Source organism: bacterium (genome assembly GCA_024226335.1).
In the GTDB taxonomy this organism is placed as follows: domain Bacteria; phylum Myxococcota_A; class UBA9160; order SZUA-336; family SZUA-336; genus JAAELY01.
The window spans coordinates 1-15,827 of the sequence record JAAELY010000143.1; the positions used below are offsets into that span (position 1 = coordinate 1).

Here is a 15,827-nt window from a genome sequence, read left to right on the forward strand (position 1 = left end):
CCCCGTCTCCCACTTCCGCGCCGTCCGAACGCTCATCCCCGCCGCCGCAGCCGACGACTCCTGGCTCTTCCCATCCATGCGCTTCCGCCTTAGCAACCGAACCTGCTCGTCTGTGACCACCCGCCGACCCTCCCTCCCCGAAGGGTGGCAGGGGTATCTACGGCCAGGGGACCGGCAGTTCTAGTTGTCGTTGTACCGGCAGAAGTAATTGTCGTTGATCACGACTTCGCCCGTCGCTACGTTTTCCAGCAGCTTTACGATTCCGAGGCTGTAGTCCTGGTTCACTGCGACGCTGAGAGAGCCGGGATTCGCCATCTCCTGGTCTAGTGCGGTGCCTCCCAGGATGACCATCCATACCAGAATCACGATCGTGGGTGCGCCCATCACGAACACCACGAACTCGCGCACTGTTCGCCCTTTCGAGATGCGCGCGATGAAAAGGCTCACGAAGGGCATCCAGGCCAGCCACCATCCCCAGTAGAAGACCGTCCACGCGGCCTGCCATTGCTTTTCCGGCTCGGTGGACCCGATCCACAGACCCAGGGGAACGACCGTCAATACGTAGTCGAATGCCGCGAACCCGATCATGGCCACCAGATGGAGGGTCGGCCCAAGCGCGAGCACCGCCAGGAGGAAGACGATGCTCACCCAGATATTGACTTCACTCAGTCGCCGAATGCCTCGCGCCAATCCGGACATCGCGGAAACGACTCCGAGCCCGCAGACTGAAAACACGATCGCGATCTGCATGGTCGAATTCACAGGCAAGCCGAATCCGGCGAAGAGCGTCGCGTTCAAAGCCGCAGCAGAGAGCCCGATCGAAGTCGCTACACCGAATACTGTCCCGACGAGCGCAATCAGGTCGGCCAGCCGACCCGGCCAGCGGTCGATCCAACGATCCCCAAGGATTGGATAGAGCGCCGATCGAATCGTGAGCGGCCGGCCGTGGCGATAGCTCGAAATGGCAATCGCGAGTCCGCCCAGTACGTAGAGCGCCCATCCGTGAAGTCCCCAATGGAAGACGGTAATGCGAAGCGCACTTGCGGCGGCCGCATCGGGACCACCGCCCGCAGCCTCGAGGAGTGGATTGCCCTGATAGTGAATGATGGGTTCGGCGACGGCCCAGTAGAGCAGACCCGACGCCAGGCCGGCAGAGAAGAGCATCGCCAGCCAGGAGAAGCGGCTGAACTCCGGGCTCTCGTCGGCCGGACCGAGGCGTACGTTCGCGCGCGGGAAAAAACCCAATGCGGTCACCAGGAACAACGCCGCACTGGCCACCCAGATGAAGAACCAATCGAAATAGCGGACCACCTCGCCCTTGGTTCCGATCAGCAATTCGTTTGCCGATTCGAACATCGATCCAGATGCGGTGCTCGCCATCAGGATCAGGGGAAGCATGCAGGCGATGGACTTCAAAGCGATCCATCCTCTACGAACTCAGGCGCAAGCGGTTCGACTCCGAGGATCGCGTCCGCGGCCTTTTCGGCGATCATCATCACCGGTGCGTAGATATTGGCGTTGGTGATGGTAGGCATCACCGAGGCATCGACCACGCGAAGCCTATCGACGCCATGCACCCGGAGCGAACTCGGATCCACGACGGCCAGCGGGTCGACACCCATGCGACATGTGCAGGAGGGATGAAGTGCCGTCTCCGCATCACGCGCAACCCATTCGAGAATCTCTGCGTCGCTCGAGATCTCGGGGCCAGGCGAGATTTCTCCACCGTCGAATTCTCGAAACGCCGGCTGGCTGAGCAGTTTCCGTGCGCAGGTGATGGCTTCAATCCATTCGCGCCGGTCGCGCTCCGTCGAAAGATAGTTGAAGCGCAGACGGGGCGGGTCCTTTGGGTTCGAGGAGCGAATTCGCAGTGTTCCTCGCGCATCCGAGAGCATCGGCCCGATGTGCACTTGATAGCCATGGTCGCGAGTCGGCGTCGTTCCGTCGTAGCGAATCGCCAGCGGCAGAAAGTGAATCATCAAGTCGGGATAGGCCGCCTCGGCGTTGCCTCGCACGAACCCACCGGCTTCGAAGTGATTCGTCATTCCGGGCCCCGTACCCGCCAGCCACTGCATCCCGATCCAGGGGCGCCAGCGACGTTTCATATTAGGCGACATCGATACGGGCTTGAGGCAACGATGCTGCACATAGACTTCGAGATGATCCTGCAGGTTCTCTCCCACCCCGGGCACATCCGCAACGATGGCAATTCCGAGATCGGAAAGAAGGGACGCCGGCCCAATCCCCGATAGTTGCAAGAGCTGGGCGGAGTTGATCGCGCCACCGCAGGAGATGACCTCTTTGGCCATCACGCGTCGCACACGTTTTCCAGTCGAATACTCCACACCAACCGCCCGACGCCCCTCGAACAGGACTCGCGTCGCGTGGGCTCGGTAGCGGACATCCAGATTGGAGCGATGCCTGACCGGATGGTAGTAGGCGCGCGCAGAACTCCAACGGGCACCCTTGCGAATCGTCCTGTCAAAACGACCGAAGCCTTCCTGGCAGCGGCCGTTCACATCGTCGGTCAGCGAATGCCCCGCCTCCTGCGCCGCAGCGAAGAACGCGTCAAACAGCGGGCCGTCGGCGGGGCCACGCTCGATCGAGATCGGGCCGTCCCGGCCGCGATACCCCTCGTCACCAGCCTCCGCGGACTCCATCCGCTTGAAGTACGGCAAGCAATGCGCGTAGCTCCACTGTTCCATCCCGGGTTGCAGCGCCCAGTTGTCGTAGTCCGCTGCGTTGCCCCGTTGAAAGATCATCCCGTTGATGCTGCTCGATCCACCGAGCAACTTTCCGCGAGCGTGATAGATCTCGCGGTTGGCCATGTGCGTCTCGGGCTCGGACCAATAGCCCCAATCGTAGAAGCGGCTGCCCAGAGGAAACGCGAGCGCCGCCGGCATATGGACGAACACATCCCACCACGCATCGGTCCGGCCAGCCTCGAGCACCAGCACACGTTGGTCCGGATTGGCACTCAATCGATTGGCGAGCGCACAGCCAGCGGAGCCACCGCCGATGATGACGAAGTCGTAAGGGACGTCTGCAGGATCCGTCACAAGATCACATTCGATCCGGGACTCGCTTCAGATTCTTTTCCGGGATGGGGCGCATCCTCGCAGGCGTCATATGAACAGACTGCCACTACCGCGCGCGAAGCGCATCTCGGTGTGCAACTCGCTCGCTCAACCGTGCGCACGAGTCGACCCCAGCGCGCTCGCAGCGCGAATCCGAGGCGAACACCTCGAACTCGTCTTGCTGCCATCGAAACACCTCCACCGAATCCAAATCACTGAATCCGTCAAGTGTTGCGATGGCCGCTAGAGACCAAGGGGGGAAGTCCAAACCTTCTTGGATGCGTCCGGAAAATCAGGGCAGAACCCGTGGAGTCGGTTATCGCAGCCATTGTTCTGCGGTCTGACCCCACCCTTTGGGCCCACTCACCAGCGGATCGGAATCATGTGGAACAACCGTAAGGTCTTCTCCCCACCGTCGTTCTCGTAATGAAAAAGGAACGCCAGACTCTTGGTGCTACGCTCCTTCTCCTCGCGACTCTTGTAGAGCATCCCAAGAAACGAGAAGTCCTCGGCACCGTTCTCCCCCGCGACCCTCTCGGAACGCAAAAGATAGAACAGTGAGTGCCACCGCCGAGAGCCATCCGAGCCAGCTTGCCGAGAGAAAAGCGGCCAGAGTAGCCAGGACCTCGACGACCAAGTTGTCTCATCCGGATCCATCCGCTTGTGATAGTAGAGGGGAAAGATCCACGAAACGTCCGAGTCGACCTCGTGCTTCGCGCCGCCGAACGGGTACAGAAAGCCTGTCTCGGTCTTCCTGCCATCCGGAGTTGAGCCACGGAAGAAGAAGGGGAAGAGCATCGAACGGGTGACCATGTCTTCTTCGCGATCGACGCCAAACAGTGGCCATAGATGGTGATGGCTATTGCCCGCGCTGTCGTCCGATCGCCAGTACAGCGGGAAGATCCAGCGGTTGATCGCTTCACCGTCACGGCGGAAGTTCGTGAATGGGTAGAGCAACGATGTCGACTCGTCATCCGGAGGGCTCGACCAGAAGTAACGGTAGTCGAGGAGCGGGAGATACGAACTCATCGCGCCCTCGCCGTTTGCACGCCGCCTAGCGTAGAGCGGGTAGAGAAGGGTCTTGCTGCCGACATCGTCCCTTTCCAGATCCAGAAGGAGCAGGATATTCAAGTGACTACTGATCTCGGAGGTTCGACGGTAGAACAGCGGGAAAACCCGTTTGATGGTTCCGCGATTGGATTGCTCGAAACGGGTGAATGGGTAGAGAATCTCCTTGCGGCTGAGTTGGCGGCTCTTGTCCTCGGTCTGGATGTAGAACGGCGGTAGGACGAACAGGCGCTGCAGGGCGCCATCATTCAGATCGTGTCGGCCGTAGAGAGGGACGAAGTGCTTATAGGAGTTGTGCCTGTCTTCGATCTGGTAGTAGAGCGGGAAGACGATGTTCGTGGTCGCGTCGGGCCGGCGGGTGAACCAGAGAAGCGGTAGAGCTCGCACGTGTCGCGTCGATCCATCCGGTCCATCCTCGCGGGCGTAGCGCCCTAGTGGCCAGAGGATGTCGGTGGCAGTGCGCGTCCCGTCAGCCGACGTTTCGCGCCCGAAGAGGGGCGGCGCAATCCACGTGCGTTGATACTTGTCGCGATCGGTAGAGCGAGCATAGATCGGGAAGATGTGCGAGCCGGAGCGAACGGTCTGTCCGTCCCGGTTGGTAGAACCCCACGTGGACGCGAGGGAGATCCACGGACTGTCGGTCAGTCCGGCGAGCCGGAAATGGTGTTTGCCGAAGTCCTCACTCGACCAGCCCACCAGTTCGAAAAGGCCGCCCAGAACCGAGAGTACAGCGCCAGAGCTGACCTCGATCAAGGTCAGCCGCGCGTCGTCGAACACATCCTTGTCTTCACCCATCGACAGCGACCGGCGCCTGCTCTCGTGGTGGTAGACGCGCAGCAGCTTGTCCAGGACGGATCCGAATTCCCTGCTTCCCCACCGGCGCGCCCCGTCTTCTCCGATCACATTGCCATACAGGGTGAAGAAATCGCCTAACTCCAGAATTCCGAGATTGCGGTACGTGCCGTCGAGCTGGCGATCGTACCGGAAGAGAGGGAGCGCGACAGAGTCGGTGCGACGCTCTTGCCCCATCGTCTTGTATCGCCTCTGCCCGTAGAGCGGCCAGACGTGGGTATTCCATTCATCGGGGGTCCGAGCGTAGTGCCAGATCGGAAAGAGCATCTGACGGAAGGAGTCCTGCTCCTCGTTCCTCTTCTGCCAGTAGAGCAGCAGGATGTCCGTCGTGCGCTCCCCTTCGCCGTTATCTTCGAAATTGTAGAGAGGCAGGCCACGCGAGCCGTAAGCATTTCCAGAGCGGTGCGCGTTGATCAACGGCCAGAGCACGTCGAGTCTGTAGCCCGCAGGGGACTCCTGCGTCTCGTAGGTTGCAATCGGGAAGAAGTTGAACTTCTCCTCGACTCCCTCTCGTTGCGGCGCGGCACATCCGATCGCAAGAGTCAGACCGCAGATCGTTGCACTCCGTAGCACAGCTACCTCCTCATTGGCGCGGGCTGTTGACCGCCACCTCTCCGATGTACATCCAGGCTTGTTCAGCGGCACTCAGGCGCGCAAAGCCGGCCCGTTGGCACCCTCAGCGACGACGTTCCCATCCAACAAACAAATCCGCCCTCATCAGTACCTTGGGACATCTGAAAAGGACATTCAATTTTCCTTTCCTCCGCACAATCGAAGCGCCGCGCACTTCCCCCCAACCCTTGGAACATTGGAGGCAGATGCGGGGAGTGAATCCGCGGGTGCAGGAACCGGCTCGCTCGTCGTCCGGGACATACACCCAGGTCGGCGATTCGAAAGCGCCTGGAATTGCTCGCCGTCTGCGCTGTTGGGGCCTCGCCCTCTCTGTGGGTTGCACCTTCCGGGTCGGGCCCGTCGCACCGCCTGACGGCTCTCCAAGTGAGCGACGCCTGGTGGCGCAATACGTGACGGCAACGCGAGACGACCATTTCGAGGCAGGGTCGGGAGGCGACGCTGTGGCGCGCTCGCTCCGCACCCGCAGCGGGTATCCTGCAGATGGGAGCAATCCGCGGCCGCTGGTGGTCTTCGTTCATGGGTTCCTTTCGAACCGACTTGGCGGTAGGTTACTCGCCAAGCATCTTTCCGAGCGCGGCTAATTCGTTGTAGCGGCCGACCATCCTCGAACGCGCCGCGGTGCTTCCGGTGGGCCCGATGTGAACGATGCCGTGAACCAACCCCGGGACGTTTCGGCAATCATCGATCGTATCGCGAAGCAAAGCGCCGCGAAGGGCCCTCTCGATGGGCGTGTCGATCTCGAGCGGATCGCGGTGGTAGGGCACTCGCTGGGCGGGCTCACGGCCACGCTATCCACCTTTCACGTCGGGCTCCGCGATCCGCGCCTTGCAGCCGCAGCCTCGATCCGCGGCCCATTCACTTTCTATACCCCGCGCTTCTTCGAAGGCGCGACGCTCCGCTTCTTAGCCAACCCGGATCGCGTCGGCTGCTTCGCCCTTGATCGGTTACTAGACCTCTCCGACACTGAAGAGCTACTCCACAGGCTCGGAGGCGCCGAGAGCGGCCTCGACTCGGCCGGTACGGCGCATCGGCCGTGTGAGAAAGCTCCCCCCTCCCGCACGATGGACCCCCTTCGGCAGCAGGCCATCACTCGGCTCGCTGTTGCGGCGTACCTCGAGGCTCAGTTCGCCGCCGACTCCGAAGCGCGGCGTGCGGCCGCCGAGTACCTCGCGGCAGGTCTGCAACACGACTTTCCCGAGGCAAGATTCGAGGGAACCGTTGCCGATCAGGTGGGGAGCATCTCGATCGGGCCATTCTTGCGCGAGCCCTGAGAACCCAACAACAGCCACTTGTGTTTGGCAATGGCCGCAGGCGCATCGGTTCACGTTTTGTGAACCCCGTGTCTAGCTGATGCCTTATGAAGTTTGCGACTAGGCATGGATATCCGAATGTTAGGTGTGCCGCAACTCGGCCGGCGAAGAGAAAGGTCCTTCGCGCAACGTTCGCGGGAGATACCAGGCCAGCGGTCATTCGTGCCGGATTCGCCAGATAGTTCCGCCACCGCCAGCTCCGTCACCGGTCCCTACAACTTGTTGTCATGCCTTTCGTGAGCCTGTTCCGAACGCAGTGCGACACCAACTGCAACAATCCCCCCGCCGAGGGTACCGTTCCAACCGACCGAAAGACCAACGCATTTAGTGGTGGGCCCTCCTGGACTCGAACCAGGGACCAACCGGTTATGAGCCGGATGCTCTAACCACTGAGCTAAGGGCCCGAGAAAACAAAGCTAGAACGCGAAGCGGAAAACGGGAAACGAGAGACACGAGTCGGAAACCGAAGGCCGGGAAAAGATCTCACTCGCCGGTCGGCGCCTCCGTGTAGGGCTCGAGTATCCCGCGTACTTGATCCACGTAGCGCTTGTAGTCTCGATCTTCGCATTTGAAAAACGCTGAGCCCATGACGAAGACGTCGGCTCCGTGGGCGGCTACTTCGGCGACGTTTTTTGCGCTGACTCCGCCGTCTACGACCAGGTCGATTTCGCGGCCGCTTGCGCTGATCATGCTGCGCAGTTCTGCGACCTTGGGCAGGGTCTGCTTGATGAAGCTCTGGCCGCCGAAGCCCGGGTTGACCGTCATGACCAGGATCTGTTCGACGTCGGGCAGGACCGGTGCGATGCTCGCGGCGGGGGTGGCCGGGTTGAGCACGACGCAGGCGCGCACGTTTCGCGCGTGGATCTGTTCGAGCACGCGGTGCAGGTGGACGCAGGCTTCCACGTGGACGCCGATCGCGGTTGCGCCCTTGTCGGCGAACTCGTCGATCAGGTGTTCGGGGTGTTCGACCATCAGGTGCACGTCCATCGCCAGGGAACAGGCCTTCGAGACGGCGTGCACGATGTCGGGGCCGATCGTCAGATTCGGGACGAAGTGGCCGTCCATTACGTCCAGGTGGATCCAGTCGGCGCCGGCGGCCTGGGCGGCGGAGACTTCTTCGGCCAGGTGACCGAAGTCGGCGGACAGAATTGAAGGGGCGATGCGGAAATCCGGCATGCGGGGACTATAGGGAAGATCGTCTGAACGATCCGCCGGCGGGCGGCGATCCCGCTCAACCGCCCACCCCGTGGTGCGGGAAGATCGGCGAGAACCAGGCGCGGGGCTCGGTTTCGGACCGTTCAGCCCGGCCGATCCGTTCCCCCTGTCTCACTGGCCCCCTCGGCGAGCGTCTCCTTCGCCCGAGCGCGGCGCCGCTCCACATAGCGCCCCAGACGCATCGCGACGATCACCAGGATCACGATGCCCAGGAAGAATCCCGGGGGTCGGTCGGCGATCCAGTCGCCGAGGGTCTCGCCGACGAACACGACCAGGTACGTGAGCAGGGCTATTCCGGGAATGAAGCCGAGCGCGCTTCCGATCACGAAGCTACTGAAGCGAACCTGCGAAAGGCCTAACAACCAGTGGGCGGGCGGCGCCAGAAAGAGCGTGAGGCGGATCAGGATCACCGTCTGCAATCCCTTCGTGGCCAGTCTCCGATCGTAGCGATGCAGGCCTTTTGGCAGACGCGTTTCGACGAAGTCGCGCCCCAGGAAGCGCGCGAAGCTGAAGCCGACGATTCCCGCGCCGACCGAAGCCAGCCACGACAGCAGGAAGAGCGTCGGAAACGAGAAGACGACGGCTCCCGGGATGATGAACGCGAGCGCGGGGACGAAGAACGGTTCGAGAGCCGCAAAGCTCAGCACGTAGAGCACCGGCGCCCACATCCCCAGACCTTCCAGCGCCGCCCGGGCGCGCTCCGGGTCGCGGACGAGTTCGAACAGTCCAAACAGGTAGAGAACGCCGATGAGCGCGGCGACGCCGCTCAGCAATGCGATTCGCCTGAGTGTGCTACTCCGATTTCCCTCCAAGGGCTTCACCTTTCGCGGGTTCTTGCGTAGCGGCAGGATACGCCAATCGACAGATCGCGATGCTCCGCCCGCTCGGATGTCGTTACAACATGTATTGGCATGCATTGTGTCATCTGATACGGTATGCCTCCATGACACATCCAGTCCGATCTGCGAGCGGTTTTGCGAGTTTGTTTCCCTTCTCCCTCCCGAAGACAGGCGTCCTGGTGACGTGCCTGTTCGCGACGGGTCTCCTGGGCCTGCCGACGTATTCGGCTCTCGCCCAGGAGGCCGAAGCCGGCGCGAGCGACGCTGTCCCCGGTCTGCCCTTCAAGGAAGGCGATGTGATCGACCTGGAGAACGCGGAAAAGCTGCGCGGCTTCCTGCCACCGGAGTTCTGGGAACATCGCGAGTTCTTCTTCTACGAAGGCATGGCGCTGGAGATCGGAGCCACGCAACGCGACTACACACCGGCCGCCGAATACATGGCCGCAACGAAGCGCTACCAGAAGGGTTCGCATCTGGGTCGCGACGGAGCGTTGATCGGACACAAGGGCGGACGACCCTTCCCGACCGATTCGATCGATTGCACGGGCGATCCCGAGGCCGGTAGCCAGATCATCTGGAACTTCAACAAGGCGTGGAACGGCAGCGGCTGGAACACGAACTTCTTCTACAGCTACTGGGATCGCGGCGAACAGCTACCGCTGTTCTACAAGGGCCGCTCCGAGGGCGTGGCGCTGTCGCAACGCGTCGAAGAGAAGTACCAGGCGAACGGGGGCGATGTCTTTCTGAAGGAAAAGCGTCTTTCGGCCGGTGGCGTGACGATCACCGAGCCTTTCGATGCGCGCGGCATCATGACGCTGAGCTATCGCTACAAGGCTTCGGACAATCCGCTCGACGAGGCGCGCAACGACGATCTCTGGGTCTACATCCCGGATCTGCGCCGCGTGCGACGCATCTCACAGGCGCAGCGCACCGATTCCATCCAGGGCACCGACTTCTCGATGGACGATCTGCGCAGCTTCAACGGCATTCCGCCGCAGTACAACTGGAGCTGTCTGAAAGAAGACCGGGTCCTCCATCCGATCAACACAGTGGGCCTGGGCTTTCCCTATAGCGACGACTACAACTACGGACCCTACGGATTCTCGTACGCCAACGACCGCTGGGAAATTCGCGATGCCTTCGTGATCCGCTTCGAGCCCAAGAACGAAGATCATCCCTACAGCCGCAAGGATATCTGGATCGACAAACAGACCTATATGCCGCTGTACAGCTTCGCCTACGATCGCAAGGGCGAACTGTGGAAGATCATCTGGCATAACTTCCGCTGGACCGAGGACTGGCGCGGACAGACGCCCGAGCAGACCGATCCCATGGCGCCGAAGGGGCTCTGGAACCCACCCTGGGACGGCGTGAAGGAAACGCGCGCGCTGGGACTGAATTCACAGATCATCGTGAACACCCAGACGGGAACGGGCAATCGCATCGAGGTGTTCAACATCAAGACCGCGCCGCCGCCAACGAAGGGCAAGATCCGTCGACTGATCGACATCGGCCGCCTGAACAAGGGACGTTAGGCGCCCGCACGCTGGAGTGCCCTGACCCGACGCTGATCAGGCGTGCACGAGGCGCACGGCGTAGAAGCCGTCGCAACGATCGCGATGCGGTAGCGTCACCAGCGCGCCGGTGTCGTCCACGAGCTTGCCGGCTTCCGGTGTCAGGAAGGGGCGCGGATCGTCGACGCGGAACTTCTTGTGCGCCTGAAGGAAGCGGGCCAGCACGCCGACGGTTTCCTCGGCCGTGAACGTGCACACGCTGTACACGAGCACGCCGCCGGGGCTCACGTAACGCGCGGCGGAATCCAGTATGGAATAGGCGTTGGCCGCCGCTTTGGGGATGTCCTTGGGCCGCAAGTGCCAACGGGCATCGGGATTGCGGCGCAGAGTTCCCAACCCAGAGCACGGAGCGTCCACGAGGATGCGCGGGAAGCGCAAGCGACCCTGTAGATCGAAACCGTGGGCCGCGTCGCGCTGCAGGACGCGCAGGTTCGAGACCTTCATGCGGGCGGCAGCGCGGTGGATCAACGCCAGGCGCTGCTGGTGCAGTTCCATCGCGATCACTTCACCGCCGGGGCCGACCTGCTCGGCCAGTTGTATGGACTTGCCGCCGGGAGCGGCACAACAATCGACTACGGTATCGCCGGGCTGCGCGCCCAGCATCAGCGGAACCAGTTGCGAGGCTTCGTCCTGGATCGTGTACTCGCCTTCGTCGAAAGCCGGTTTGCGCACCGGGTCGATCTGCAGATCGGTCACCGCCGCGGGAGCCAGCACCGACTCGCGACCGCGCAATGCGCGCGCCACATGTTCGCGATCGACTCCAGCCGCGACGCGCACGGTGCGCGGGGGTGCGTGGGCACAAGCTTCGGCGAGTTGCGCGGCTTCTTCGGCGCCGAACTGTTCGAGCCAGCGTTCCGCTAGCCATTCGGGCAGCGAACCCCAGGCCTGTAGATAGGCCAGCGGGTCCTCAGCGAAGTCGGGATAGCGGACCTTGCCTTCATCGAAGCGCTGCGCCAGTCCGCGCAAGACCGCATTGGTGAAGCCCGCTGCGCGACCCAGGTCGGCATCCTGCACCAGCTTGACGGCTTCGTTGACGGCGGCGGCGTGCGGAATGGTTTCGAGAAACAGGATTTGATAGGCGGAGATGCGCAGTAGATTGCGGATCTCCGGCTCCACCTTCGCCAGCGGCCGGTCCAGACCCTGTTCCAGGGCCCAGTCGATACGCCCGCGCATGCGCAGACTTCCGTAGGACAGTTCCGTGGCAAACGCGCGATCGCGGCGCGAGAGATCGGTCTCGCGCAGAGCTGCGTGCAACACCAGTTCCGCGTAGGCGCGGTCCAGTTCCACACGCTCCAGAACGTGCCAGGCAATACCGCGGGCGGTCGCGGTCACATGGGGCCTGGAACGGAAACCAACCCGGTCAGTTCCTGCAATCTGGCGACGCGCTCGTCGGTCGACGGGTGCGTGCTGAAGATCTTCGACATGCGCCCGCCGGAGAGCGGGCTCACGATGAACATATGCGCGGTGGCGGGATTCGCCTCCATCGGGCGCTGTTGCGCGCCCAGTTCGAGCTTGCGCAGCGCCGAGACCAGCGGACTGGGATCGCCCATGATGCGCGCGGCCCCGGCGTCGGCTTCGAACTCGCGCGAGCGCGAGATGGCCATCTGCACCAGCGTCGCGGCCAGACCCGCGACTATCGAGGCCAGGAGCACGAACAGGATGTTTCCACCGCCACCCTCGCCGTCGCGCGAATAGCCGCCAAACATCGCACCCCAGCGCGCCATGCTACCCAGCATGGCAATCGCGCCGGCGATCGTGGCCGCGATTGACCCGATCAGGATGTCGCGGTGTTTCACGTGCGAGAGTTCGTGCGCGATCACACCCGAGAGCTCGGCGCGGTTCATGGTCTGCAGCAGACCTTCGGTGACCGCGACCACTGCGTGCTCGGGGTTTCGACCGGTGGCAAAGGCGTTTAGCGAAGACGTGGGAATCATATAGACCTTGGGCATGGGCAAGGAGGCGCGCTGCGCCATGTCGGCCACGATTCCGTAGAGCTGGGGCGACTGGGCCTCACTGACTTCCTGTGCCTTGTACATCTTGAGCACGAGCTTGTCGCTGAACCAGTAGCTGAAGAGGTTCATCGCGAGCGCGAAGCCAAACGCGATGATCATGCCCTGCTGGCCGCCGAGCAGGCCACCGACCAACACGAAGCCAACACTCAGGGCAGTCAACAGAAAAACGGTTCTCAGATTGTTCATGCAGTTCCTAATTCTCGACAGGATGGTTTGAAGAGGAGGCTTCGGCGCCGGGGGGTGGCTCCACGCGCTCCTCTTCTGAGACGGCCGTTCCGCGCAGAAATTCCGCTGCCTCGACGGGCCGGCGGCCTTGGACCTGCAGTCTAAGCACATCGACCCATTCGTCCAGCGCCCCCACCCTCAGGCACTGGCCGTGGGCGCGAACCGCCCCGGGAATGACCGTCCCGGGTACGACCGTCGGGCCGTCGCCGGTTTTCACCGGGCTGGCCTTCAGGATACGAAAGGTCTTGCCGGACAGCGCCAGCTTTACATCGACGCCCGGGCGCGGGCTCGCGGCGCGGATCCGGCGCAGCACGCGCTCCGCGCTCCAGCCCCAGTCCACACGCGCGAACTCGCGATCGATCTTGGGCGCCTCGGTCACGAGGGCGGGATCCTGGGGTGCGAATTCCGCTGCCCCGGTGGCGATCTGCTCGATCCCCTCGAGCAGGGCCTCGGCGGCGAGGAGGGAAAGCCGCTCGCTCAGCTCGCCCGCGGTCTCGTCGGCGCCGATCGGCGTCTCGCGCATCAGGCAGACGTCGCCCGCGTCCATCTCTTTGACCACGCGCATCACGGAGATTCCGGTACTCGCGTCCCCGCCGGCGATCGCCCACTGGATGGGCGCGGCTCCACGCCAGCGCGGCAGGAGACTCGCGTGTCCGTTGATCATTTCGAGCCGGGGCAGCTCGCGCACGCGCTTCGGGATGAACTGGCCAAAGGCCACCACCACGGCCACATCGGGTTGCAGCGCGGCCAGCCACTCCACGACCTCGGGCGCACCCACCTTCTCGGGCTGCAGCACCGGAATGCCCAGTTCTTCGGCGGTCTGCTTCACGGGCGTGGCTGCGGATTTGCGCCCGCGGCCTCTGGGCCGGTCCGGTTGCGAGATCGCGCCGACCAGTTCGTGTCGACTCCCGGCCAGCGCGCGCAGCGAGGCCACGGCAAACTCCGGAGTTCCCAGGAAGACCAACCGCAGTGGGGCGCCACTCACGACAGCCGCCTCAGTAGGTCGGAAGACTGGACGCGTCCTCTTCCTGCTCGCGTCGGAGCTGTTTCTTGCGCCGGCGGATGTAGAGATCGCGCTTCAGCTTGCTGATGTGGTCGATGAACAGCACGCCGTCGAGGTGATCGACCTCGTGCTGGTAGCAGAAGGCCTCCAGCTCGGTGCCTTCGTATTCCACTTCCTTCCAGTCCAGGTCGCGCGCCCGCACCACGACGCGCTGGCTGCGCCGTACGTCGGCGTTGAAATCGGGCACCGAAAGGCAGCCTTCCTCGGGCGAGATGATCTTGCCCTCGGCCAGCACGATCTCTGGGTTGATCAGCACGCGCGGGTCGCGCCCCTGATCTTCGTCGTAGTTGACGTCCATCACGACCAGACGCTTGGCAACACCAATTTGCGTCGCGGCCAGGCCGATGCCGGGCTCGTCGTACATGGTCTCGATCATGCTCTGAACCAGCGCGCGCAACGAGTCATCGAGCTCGCTCTCCAGGATCGGCTCGGCGGTCTCGCGCAGGCGGGCATCGGGGAATTTCAGGACTTCGAGAATCACGGTGCCAGACTCATAGCATCTGGAGCGGGCTGGTATCCAGCCGGAGGCTGACGCCGGGGAAGCGGCCCTTGGTCTGGCGGCGCAGCTCGGCGGCGATCTCGCGCACCGTTTCCCGGTCTCCCAGCAGCATGAACTGCCAGCGGAATTCGTCGCGAATCCGCGTGATTGGAGCCGGTGCGGGCCCCAGGACCTCGAGTTCGTCGGAACTGGCGTCGCCCCGCGGCACGAGCACCGCGAGTCGGGCAAGCGCGTGAGCCGCATCCTCCACGGCCTGCTCCTTCTTGCCCACCAGCGACGCGTGCACCAGCGAACGAAAGGGCGGATAGCGATGCGGTTCGCGGCGCCGGATCTCTTCGCGGTAGAAGCTCGGGAAGTCGTGGGTGCGCGCCAGCGCGATGGCGTAGTGATCCGGCAGGAATGTCTGGATGACCACGCGGCCGGGTTCGTCGCCGCGACCCGCCCGACCCGCCACCTGCGTCAGCAACTGGAAGGTGCGCTCGCCGGCGCGGAAATCGGGAAAGTGCATGCCGAGGTCGGCGGCGATCACGCCCACCAGGGTGATGCCGGGAATATCGTGCCCCTTGGCCAGCATCTGCGTACCCACCAGCACGTCGTAATCGCCGCGGTGGAAGGCCGCCAGGATGCGCCGCTGTTCGCCCTTGCGCGCGGTCGTGTCGCGATCGAGTCGCCCCACGCGCGCGCTGGGGTACATGGCCGCGACCTCTTCTTCGAGTTGTTCGGTACCAAAGCCCAGCAGCGAACCCTCGGCACTGCCGCATTCGGGACAGCTGGAACGCGGCGCCTCTACGTAGTTGCAGTAGTGACAGCGCAACTCGCCTTCCAGGGGGTTGTCGCGGCGCCGCGGTCCACCGGTCGCGTGATAGACCAACGAGATGTCGCAGTGCTTGCAGCGCAACGCATTGCCGCAGCTGAAGCAGTAGACCATCGTCGCAAAGCCGCGCCGGTTCAGGAAGAGGATGGCCTGTTTGCCGGCGGCCAGCGTGTCGGCCAGCGCGCGGCGCAGGACGCGCGACAGCATCGAGCGCTTGCCCTTGGCGGTCTTCTCGCGCGCCATGTCGATGATCTGCACTTCGGGCAGCGGTCGGTTGGCGACGCGTTCGGGCAGCACCAGGCGCCGGATCTCACCGTGCGCACTGCGCCAGGCCGTTTCGACGTCGGGCGTCGCCGATCCCAGCACCAGCGGACAACCCGAACTGCGCGCGCGCCAGCCCGCGACTTCGCGCGCGTGATAGCGGAAGTGGTCTTCGCTCTTGTAGGCCGAGTCGTGCTCCTCGTCGATCACGATAAGACCGAGGTCGGAAAACGGCGCAAAGACGGCCGAGCGCGCACCGATCGCGATCGGCACACTGCCCTCGCGGATGCGCCGCCACTGGTCGAAACGCTCGCCCGCCGAGAGCCCACTGTGCAAGACGGCGACGCGATCGCCGAAGCGCGCGCGGAAGCGATCCACCAGTTGA

12 protein-coding genes and 1 tRNA gene are annotated in these 15,827 nt (G+C 63.3%); 2 read left to right on the forward strand and 11 right to left on the reverse strand.

Going from position 1 to position 15,827, the window contains the following annotated elements; all coding sequences use genetic code 11:
- Positions 1 to 180: 180 nt before the first annotated feature.
- The 3 genes from GY725_06635 to GY725_06645 all read right to left on the reverse strand — a co-directional run bounded on the left by GY725_06635 (position 181) and on the right by GY725_06645 (position 5,570).
- The gene (locus tag GY725_06635) at positions 181 to 1,416 is read right to left on the reverse strand and encodes a BCCT family transporter (GenBank protein ID MCP4003856.1); all 1,236 of its coding nucleotides are present in this window, start codon (positions 1,414 to 1,416) and stop codon (positions 181 to 183) included.
- A complete protein-coding gene (betA, locus tag GY725_06640) occupies positions 1,413 to 3,059 on the reverse strand; it encodes a choline dehydrogenase (protein ID MCP4003857.1) in 1,647 nt (548 codons plus the stop codon). Before betA ends, GY725_06635 begins: the two co-directional genes overlap by 4 nt.
- Positions 3,060 to 3,440: 381 nt before the next feature.
- Complete coding sequence (locus GY725_06645) at positions 3,441 to 5,570, reverse strand: hypothetical protein (GenBank protein MCP4003858.1); 2,130 nt, start codon at positions 5,568 to 5,570, stop codon at positions 3,441 to 3,443.
- A gap of 710 nt (positions 5,571 to 6,280) precedes the next feature.
- Here GY725_06645 and GY725_06650 point away from each other — a divergent pair.
- A complete protein-coding gene (locus GY725_06650; GenBank protein MCP4003859.1) occupies positions 6,281 to 6,901 on the forward strand; it encodes a hypothetical protein in 621 nt (206 codons plus the stop codon).
- A gap of 367 nt (positions 6,902 to 7,268) precedes the next feature.
- Here the strand turns inward: GY725_06650 and GY725_06655 are convergent.
- The 3 genes from GY725_06655 to GY725_06665 all read right to left on the reverse strand — a co-directional run bounded on the left by GY725_06655 (position 7,269) and on the right by GY725_06665 (position 8,928).
- A tRNA-Ile gene (locus tag GY725_06655) sits at positions 7,269 to 7,344 on the reverse strand.
- Between the two features lie 79 nt (positions 7,345 to 7,423).
- Positions 7,424 to 8,116, reverse strand: coding sequence for a ribulose-phosphate 3-epimerase (gene rpe / locus GY725_06660; GenBank protein ID MCP4003860.1), 693 nt, complete (start codon positions 8,114 to 8,116; stop codon positions 7,424 to 7,426).
- A gap of 122 nt (positions 8,117 to 8,238) precedes the next feature.
- A complete protein-coding gene (locus tag GY725_06665; GenBank protein MCP4003861.1) occupies positions 8,239 to 8,928 on the reverse strand; it encodes a TVP38/TMEM64 family protein in 690 nt (229 codons plus the stop codon).
- A gap of 170 nt (positions 8,929 to 9,098) precedes the next feature.
- On the opposite strand from GY725_06665, the gene GY725_06670 reads away from it, so the two are divergent.
- Entirely contained in the window at positions 9,099 to 10,529 is a 1,431-nt protein-coding gene (locus GY725_06670) for a DUF1329 domain-containing protein (GenBank protein ID MCP4003862.1), read from the forward strand.
- Between the two features lie 36 nt (positions 10,530 to 10,565).
- Here GY725_06670 and rsmB read toward each other — a convergent pair whose 3' ends face one another.
- The 5 genes from rsmB to priA all read right to left on the reverse strand — a co-directional run.
- Entirely contained in the window at positions 10,566 to 11,900 is a 1,335-nt protein-coding gene (gene rsmB, locus GY725_06675) for a 16S rRNA (cytosine(967)-C(5))-methyltransferase RsmB (protein MCP4003863.1), read from the reverse strand.
- The gene (htpX, locus tag GY725_06680) at positions 11,897 to 12,766 is read right to left on the reverse strand and encodes a zinc metalloprotease HtpX (GenBank protein ID MCP4003864.1); all 870 of its coding nucleotides are present in this window, start codon (positions 12,764 to 12,766) and stop codon (positions 11,897 to 11,899) included. The genes rsmB and htpX overlap by 4 nt, the downstream gene beginning before the upstream one ends.
- A gap of 7 nt (positions 12,767 to 12,773) precedes the next feature.
- Positions 12,774 to 13,790, reverse strand: a complete 1,017-nt coding sequence (locus tag GY725_06685; GenBank protein ID MCP4003865.1) for a methionyl-tRNA formyltransferase — start codon at positions 13,788 to 13,790, stop codon at positions 12,774 to 12,776.
- A gap of 10 nt (positions 13,791 to 13,800) precedes the next feature.
- The gene (gene def, locus GY725_06690; GenBank protein ID MCP4003866.1) at positions 13,801 to 14,349 is read right to left on the reverse strand and encodes a peptide deformylase; all 549 of its coding nucleotides are present in this window, start codon (positions 14,347 to 14,349) and stop codon (positions 13,801 to 13,803) included.
- Positions 14,350 to 14,359: 10 nt separating this feature from the next.
- Positions 14,360 to 15,827, reverse strand: a 1,468-nt coding sequence (gene priA, locus GY725_06695) for a primosomal protein N' (GenBank protein ID MCP4003867.1), incomplete at its 5' end; no start/stop codon positions are given.

Bases quoted from the DNA above. Each gene is read 5' to 3' on its own strand.
- htpX (MCP4003864.1), bottom strand. From the start codon at position 12,766: ATGAACAATCTGAGAACCGTTTTTCTGTTGACTGCCCTGAGTGTTGGC.
- rpe (MCP4003860.1), bottom strand. From the start codon at position 8,116: ATGCCGGATTTCCGCATCGCCCCTTCAATTCTGTCCGCCGACTTCGGT.
- GY725_06670 (MCP4003862.1), top strand. From the start codon at position 9,099: ATGACACATCCAGTCCGATCTGCGAGCGGTTTTGCGAGTTTGTTTCCC.